The 5,724-nt window shown below is 52.1% G+C and carries 8 protein-coding genes; 7 read left to right on the top strand and 1 reads right to left on the bottom strand.

What is annotated here, in order from left to right; genetic code table 11:
- The 4 genes from IQ256_RS29925 to IQ256_RS28130 form a co-directional block, all read left to right on the top strand.
- Positions 1-216 (top strand): hypothetical protein (locus IQ256_RS29925; protein WP_228025365.1); only part of this gene is annotated, 216 nt, incomplete at its 5' end.
- A gap of 162 nt (positions 217-378) precedes the next feature.
- A complete protein-coding gene (locus IQ256_RS28120) occupies positions 379-855 on the top strand; it encodes a YtxH domain-containing protein (RefSeq protein WP_193858998.1) in 477 nt (158 codons plus the stop codon).
- Positions 855-1,439, top strand: coding sequence for a DUF948 domain-containing protein (locus IQ256_RS28125; RefSeq protein WP_193858999.1), 585 nt, complete (start codon positions 855-857; stop codon positions 1,437-1,439). Before IQ256_RS28120 ends, IQ256_RS28125 begins: the two co-directional genes overlap by 1 nt.
- A gap of 242 nt (positions 1,440-1,681) precedes the next feature.
- Positions 1,682-2,545, top strand: coding sequence for a TPM domain-containing protein (locus IQ256_RS28130; protein WP_370623567.1), 864 nt, complete (start codon positions 1,682-1,684; stop codon positions 2,543-2,545).
- A 54-nt stretch (positions 2,546-2,599) separates the two neighbouring features.
- Here the strand turns inward: IQ256_RS28130 and pgeF are convergent, their stop codons facing one another.
- On the bottom strand, positions 2,600-3,403 hold the full coding sequence (pgeF, locus tag IQ256_RS28135; RefSeq protein WP_193859000.1) for a peptidoglycan editing factor PgeF: 804 nt from the start codon (positions 3,401-3,403) through the stop codon (positions 2,600-2,602).
- A 22-nt stretch (positions 3,404-3,425) separates the two neighbouring features.
- Here pgeF and IQ256_RS28140 point away from each other — a divergent pair, with 22 nt between their 5' ends.
- The 3 genes from IQ256_RS28140 to thiO form a co-directional block, all read left to right on the top strand.
- Positions 3,426-3,770 (top strand): 2Fe-2S iron-sulfur cluster-binding protein, encoded by a 345-nt coding sequence (locus tag IQ256_RS28140; RefSeq protein WP_193859001.1) that lies wholly within the window; start codon positions 3,426-3,428, stop codon positions 3,768-3,770.
- A gap of 200 nt (positions 3,771-3,970) precedes the next feature.
- Positions 3,971-4,513, top strand: a complete 543-nt coding sequence (locus IQ256_RS28145) for a hypothetical protein (protein ID WP_193859002.1) — start codon at positions 3,971-3,973, stop codon at positions 4,511-4,513.
- A 27-nt stretch (positions 4,514-4,540) separates the two neighbouring features.
- Positions 4,541-5,724 (top strand): glycine oxidase ThiO (gene thiO / locus IQ256_RS28150; RefSeq protein WP_370623568.1); only part of this gene is annotated, 1,184 nt, incomplete at its 3' end.

The following is a 5,724-nucleotide window of genomic DNA, read 5'->3' on the forward strand; positions in this document are numbered from 1 at the left end:
AACAAGTACAAAACTGATATGTTCAACCTATATCGCACAAAGTTTTACCCCAAGCACGATTTAGCTTGGGAACCCAATACTTCGTTTTCAAGGTTCAGTGCTTTGGCCCACATGACTGGTTACCTCAACAGTACTATTGTATCAAAAGCTGCCATGATTGAGCAACATCATACGCAAGACTGTTCGCAAAGCTCACCCGTTTACACCACCCCCTAAGCTTCGCTATAGACGGAGTCCTAGCGGAGTCTGGATAGAATCTATAGGCAAAGCTAACTTGGGAGGCTGTAGCGCCAAGTTTCGAAGTACGCTTGAAAATAGGAATAGGGATAGTCAAAATCAACCCAGGCCCAGATCTAAAGCAGTCAGAGGAAAATAGTGATGGCAGGCGAGAAATCAGATGGATTACTCAGTGGCATGATCATTGGCGCAGCCGTTGGGGCGATCGCTGGCATTCTGGCCGCGCCGCGCACCGGCAAAGACACCCGACGCATCCTCAAAAAATCTGCTGATGCCCTCCCTGAGTTAGCAGAAGATCTAGCCACCAGCATTCAGTTTCAGGCCGATCGCCTATCTGACCACAGTTTGAACAACTGGGAACAAACCTTAGAGCGGCTGCGTGAAGCAATTACTGCGGGGCAAGCAGCAGGTCGCCAGGAGTGGGAGCGCCAGTCTAGTAGCGTTACCGACAGCGTGATCGACCTGCGTAACAATCCTGGCGTCGATAGTGAAGCTAGCAGCCAATCCACCAATGGAACAACTCATGAGCTAACTAACCAGCTAGATCCAGCCAGCCAGGATTCACCCAGTCAGGTGCCCAGACAGTCTTCTCCTCAATCTAGGGCGCTCGAAGAATAGTGAACAACCCCTTTCTATGGCTTGGTATTTCGATTTTGCTAGTTGCTATTAGTTTGATAGCACTGCTTACGGTCGCTATTTTGGCGCTTCAAGAGCTAGCAAGAGCCGCTAGAAGTGCAGAAAAGCTGCTGGATACACTAAACCGAGAGCTGCCAGCGACCCTGACTGATTTACGCCTCACGGGGAAAGAACTCTCCGGTCTAACTGACGAAGTCAGCGGCAGCGTGCAAAGTGCCCGTAATGTCATCGAGCAAGTCGATCGCAGCGTTGTAGAAGCAAAGGTTCAAGCTAGAAAGGCGCAAGTCACAACCCGTAGCCTCTTTGCTGGTGCGAGCGCTGCACTCCAGGTTTTGACCCAGAGCAAGCCCCGTCGCCGTCGCCGTCCGCCCACTCGTCGCCCGCTCGCTAGTCGCCCACCTACTAGTTACTCACCCACTAGTCCTTCTGATGTGCCGATGTCGCCGCCGAGTACCCCCATTTCACCACCCGTGTCTCCCGAAGAATTTGTGAACTTACCCAACTTTTCTCATAAAACTACTGGGACACCCACTGACCAACCTATCGAAAATCCCACTAACACCTGACCACTACCTATCTAAACACGAGAGAAGAATAAGACTTTACGACCGCGCCTATCCGCCTCAATTCCTCACTCGTCGATGTCCTTACTCGCTCAAGCCTAGAATTTCCTCGGCGCTATTGCCTACTGCTTATCAAAATTCTGATATCTTAAAGTTAGGTAAACAACTGTAAAGATAGGCGTCATTGCCTGCGGCCTTAACTAATGAGAATTTGTTTCACAGCTTTGTCTTGGCAAGTGACCCGATTGGTTGAACATTCCCAGCGGGTTAAATATCAAGTTGGGCAACTAAAAGAACTCAGATACTTCCAGGGATTGATGAAAGGGGGAATAAGCGGTGCGATCGCATGCCTAATCGTGCTGTTTGCCCTAGCGCCTGCGCCGGCTCTTGCGGTTAATAACCCTGAACTCTTGCCCGATGAGCCGACTGTCGTCATCGATCTGGCGCGGATCTTAAATACGGCGCAAGAAGAGTATTTGAACACAGAGCTACCGGAGTTTGAAGCCTCAACCGGCTGGAAGCTGCGGGTATTGACCCAGTTTGATCAAACGCCTGGGCGAGCGGTCAAAGATTTCTGGGGACTCAACGACCGCAGCATTATGATGGTCGCCGATCCTAGAGGGGGTAATCTGCTCAACTTTAGCGTGGGCGATGAACTGTATCCACTGCTGCCTAGAACCTTTTGGATTGAGCTGCAAACCCGCTTTGGTAACCAGTTCTACGTCCGCGACAACGGTGAAGATGGGGCGGTATTGGGCGCGATTGGTGCGCTGGAGACTTGCTTGAACCGGGGCGGCTGCGCGGTTGTGCCTGGACTGCCGCGCGAGCAGTGGATCTTGACGCTGATCACTTCTATCTTAGGTGGGGTGATCTGCGGCTTTGCAGCTCAGCCTAGACGAGAGGGGCAAGGCATTGCCTGGCAGTGGGCGCTGCTGTTTTCTCCGCTCTGGGGAATTTTGTTCATTGCCTTTGGTCTAGGCCCTGTAGTCACCCGCACACCCGAACTGCTGCCCGTTATTCGCAACGTTTCTGGATTCTTGATTGGCGCAATTGTGGCCTTTTTGACGCCCGTATTTGGCAATCCGCCGCCCGCTGACGACAATGCATAAAGGCAGAGTGTGAGCTATCAAAAAAATCGCTTTGATAGAGTACTAGTCGCCAGCTTAGGTGCTAACAATACCGGCCCACTGAACTTTTTTCTCCTTGGTGCGGCGGTAGGAGAAGAAGCGGTCGGGTTCTTGATAGGTGCAGTGAGGCGCGATCGCAATCCATTCTGGCTCAATTCCTATCTCGACTAGCTGCATTTGGTTGATACGGCGAACGTCTAATCGAAGCTTGCCTTCTCCTTGATCATCGAGGAGGGGCGGCTGGTCTATCGCCATTAGGTGTTCAATCAGGGCCTGATCGCTGAGGTTTGGGGCTACGCTTTTGCCGACTTCAATCGCGACATTGCGCCCGACTTGATACACGCTGCCGTCAATGGCTGGCCCTAGGGCAACGCGCAGATGCTGGAGCTGACTACCTTGCGCCTGGAGACAGGCGATCGCATTGGGCAAAATCTTTTGAGCCGTACCTCGCCAGCCAGCATGGACAGCGGCCACCTGCCCTGTTTTTACATCGCCAATCAGGGCGGGCGTACAGTCTGCAGAGCAGGCCCAGGCCATCTGATTTGGCTTTTCAGTCACGATGCCATCGGCTAGGGGAAAAGGAGCCACAGTGCCGTCTGACAAGTGAGGTAGGCCAGCTGCGATCGCTAGCTCTATCTCACTAGGCAGCAATACATCGGCGCTATGAACCTGCTTGACTTGATAAACGTTGGCATCTGATGAAATCAACTTGGCTAGATCGACAGGCGCTTGCGGATAAAATTGCTTGGTAAAAAAGCCGTGGGGGCAAGGCAACAGCGCACAGGTCAAAAACGATTTTTCTGGTTGCTGCTTTGAAGATTGCCAAGTCCAAATACTCATATAGGTTCATCTCTCAATAAATATGCCAACAATTACTGCACAGGGTAAAACGTTTGACTGCAAACCAGGCGCTAACCTCCGCCGGGCCCTTCTAGAGCACGGCATCGATTTGTATAGTCCTAGGGCAAACTATGTCAACTGTATGGGCATCGGCACGTGTGGTACCTGTGCGGTAGCGATAGAAGGAAACGTTTCCAAAGCGAACTGGCGCGACGTTGCCAGGCGCACGCTTCCCCCTCACGATCCTCAAAAGTCACTGAGGCTAGCCTGTCAAACTCAGGTTTTAGGCGATATCAAAGTGACTAAGTTTGAAGGGTTTTGGGGTCACGAATCCGCAACTGCTTGGACCCCGCAAAGCAGTGATTGAGGCCGCTTTTTTGCCCTTTTTAGACCTACTTCGTACCCGTGAATTACAGATTAGATCGCTTAGTATGTGTACACTGGCCTGTATTGACTCACGCTATCTACTAAAGACAGCTAATAACAAATGGCGGTTTCCTCCAGAGCAGGCAGTGAGTAGGCGGTGGAGCAGGCAGTAGCAACGGTGAAGATACAAGGGCAGAGCTAATGACTAATCGATACTCGCTTGGGGCTACTGTCTTAGGCATTTTTTTAGTGGCGATCTTTGGGATCAACCGTGCCTTTAACTGGTTGAGGGATTCGCCTGGCGATGACTCTTTTGCCGATGGTGGTGAACTGGTTGAAATCGGCGGCGACAACAGCAGAGAGCCGAGGAATGCTGATGATGGCTTTATTGAAGATACTCGCGCTACTAGAAGCCAAACTGACAATCGGACACGAATATCTCAGGCCAACGATGGGACAAGACGACAGTCCAACAATGGACTCTCAGAAGAAGTTTTTGATCCAACTCCTCTAGAAACAGCAGGTACATATATTCAGCGTCAGCAGGGAGCAGCGCTCGATCAGATCGTTGCCGATAGCCAAGTTGAAGCGACTCCGCTCAGTCCTGATGGGAGCGGTACTAATAGCAGTTTAGCCACGCAAAACAACACTCAAACTGACCCGCTAGATCCACTCGACAGCAGTAGTTCTGCAGCTCCCGGCTCTACCGCACCAGCCTCTGAATCTGTTCCGGCTCTGTGGTAACTATACTGTTGTGGCGACTAGACTTCTGTGGTGACTAGATTCTCGACTATGCAGCAGGCAGAGGTAATTGTTATTGGAGGAGGGAGCATAGGGCTTGCGATCGCCCTAGAGCTCAACCAGCAAGGCACCAAAGTTACCGTCCTCAGCAAAGATTTCACTGCTGCCGCTGGACATGCCGCTGCTGGCATGCTTGCCCCTAACGCTGAACGGCTTCCCTCTGGCCCTATGTTCGAGCTGTGTCAGCGCAGCCTAGAACTCTATCCCACTTGGACTAGCAAGCTAGAAAATCTCACTGGAAAAAGTAGTGGCTACTGGCCTTGCGGCATTCTCTCACCTCGTATAGGCCCAGGCCCAAGCCCAGCAGATCCAGAAGTAGAAGTAGAAGAGCCCAAACCAAACCATGAGATAGCTTTTCCAATCAGTGCGGATGCAATCCATAGCTATCAGTCTGGACTAGGGCAAAACGTAGTCGGCGGTTATTTCTATCCAGAAGATGCTCAGGTAGACAACCGCGCACTGATGCAGACACTACGCGCTGCGGCTCAAGACGCTGGCATAGAGATTCGAGAGGGCGTCGCCGTCGAAGGCTTCGTTCAGTGCCAGGGCCAAGTGATCAGCCTTCGAACCTCAGTCGGCCAACAGCAAGCGGATCACTATGTGCTAGCAACGGGTGCTTGGTCTAGAGAGCTATTGCCAATCCCGGTAACGCCGACAAAAGGGCAAATGGTGGGTCTGCGAGTTCCCCTCGGGTATGGCCAGACTCAGCCACTGCACCGCGTGCTCTACGGCGAGAAAGTGTACATCGTGCCCAGGCGAGATGGACGCATTATTCTAGGCGCGACTGTAGAAAAAGTTGGATTTGCGCCGCATAATACGCCGGCTGGCATCGCTCAGCTACTTAATGCCGCCATCGAGCTCTATCCCACCCTAGCGAATTTTTCTATAGAAGAGTGCTGGTGGGGCTTTCGTCCAGATACCCCTGATCAGCTGCCGATCTTAGGCGCTAGCCCCTGCGAAAACATGACCCTAGCAACAGGTCACTACCGCAACGGCATCTTGCTAGCACCGATCACAGCAAAACTAATCGCAGCCCACATCAAAGGCAGCACCGACCCGCTGTTAAACTCATTTTCTTACAAACGATTTCGAGCTGCCTCGAATAGCGCTCTCGCACACAGATATTCTGGCCGCCCTGCCTTTGACCCTACTTC

It is taken from the genome of cf. Phormidesmis sp. LEGE 11477 (genome assembly GCF_015207105.1).
Taxonomy (GTDB): Bacteria; Cyanobacteriota; Cyanobacteriia; order Phormidesmidales; family Phormidesmidaceae; genus Phormidesmis.

Excerpts from the sequence above, each read along its gene's own strand:
- IQ256_RS28120 (WP_193858998.1), top strand. The coding sequence starts at position 379 with ATGGCAGGCGAGAAATCAGATGGATTACTCAGTGGCATGATCATTGGC.
- pgeF (WP_193859000.1), bottom strand. The coding sequence starts at position 3,403 with ATGAGTATTTGGACTTGGCAATCTTCAAAGCAGCAACCAGAAAAATCG.
- IQ256_RS28140 (WP_193859001.1), top strand. The coding sequence starts at position 3,426 with ATGCCAACAATTACTGCACAGGGTAAAACGTTTGACTGCAAACCAGGC.
- IQ256_RS28145 (WP_193859002.1), top strand. The coding sequence starts at position 3,971 with ATGACTAATCGATACTCGCTTGGGGCTACTGTCTTAGGCATTTTTTTA.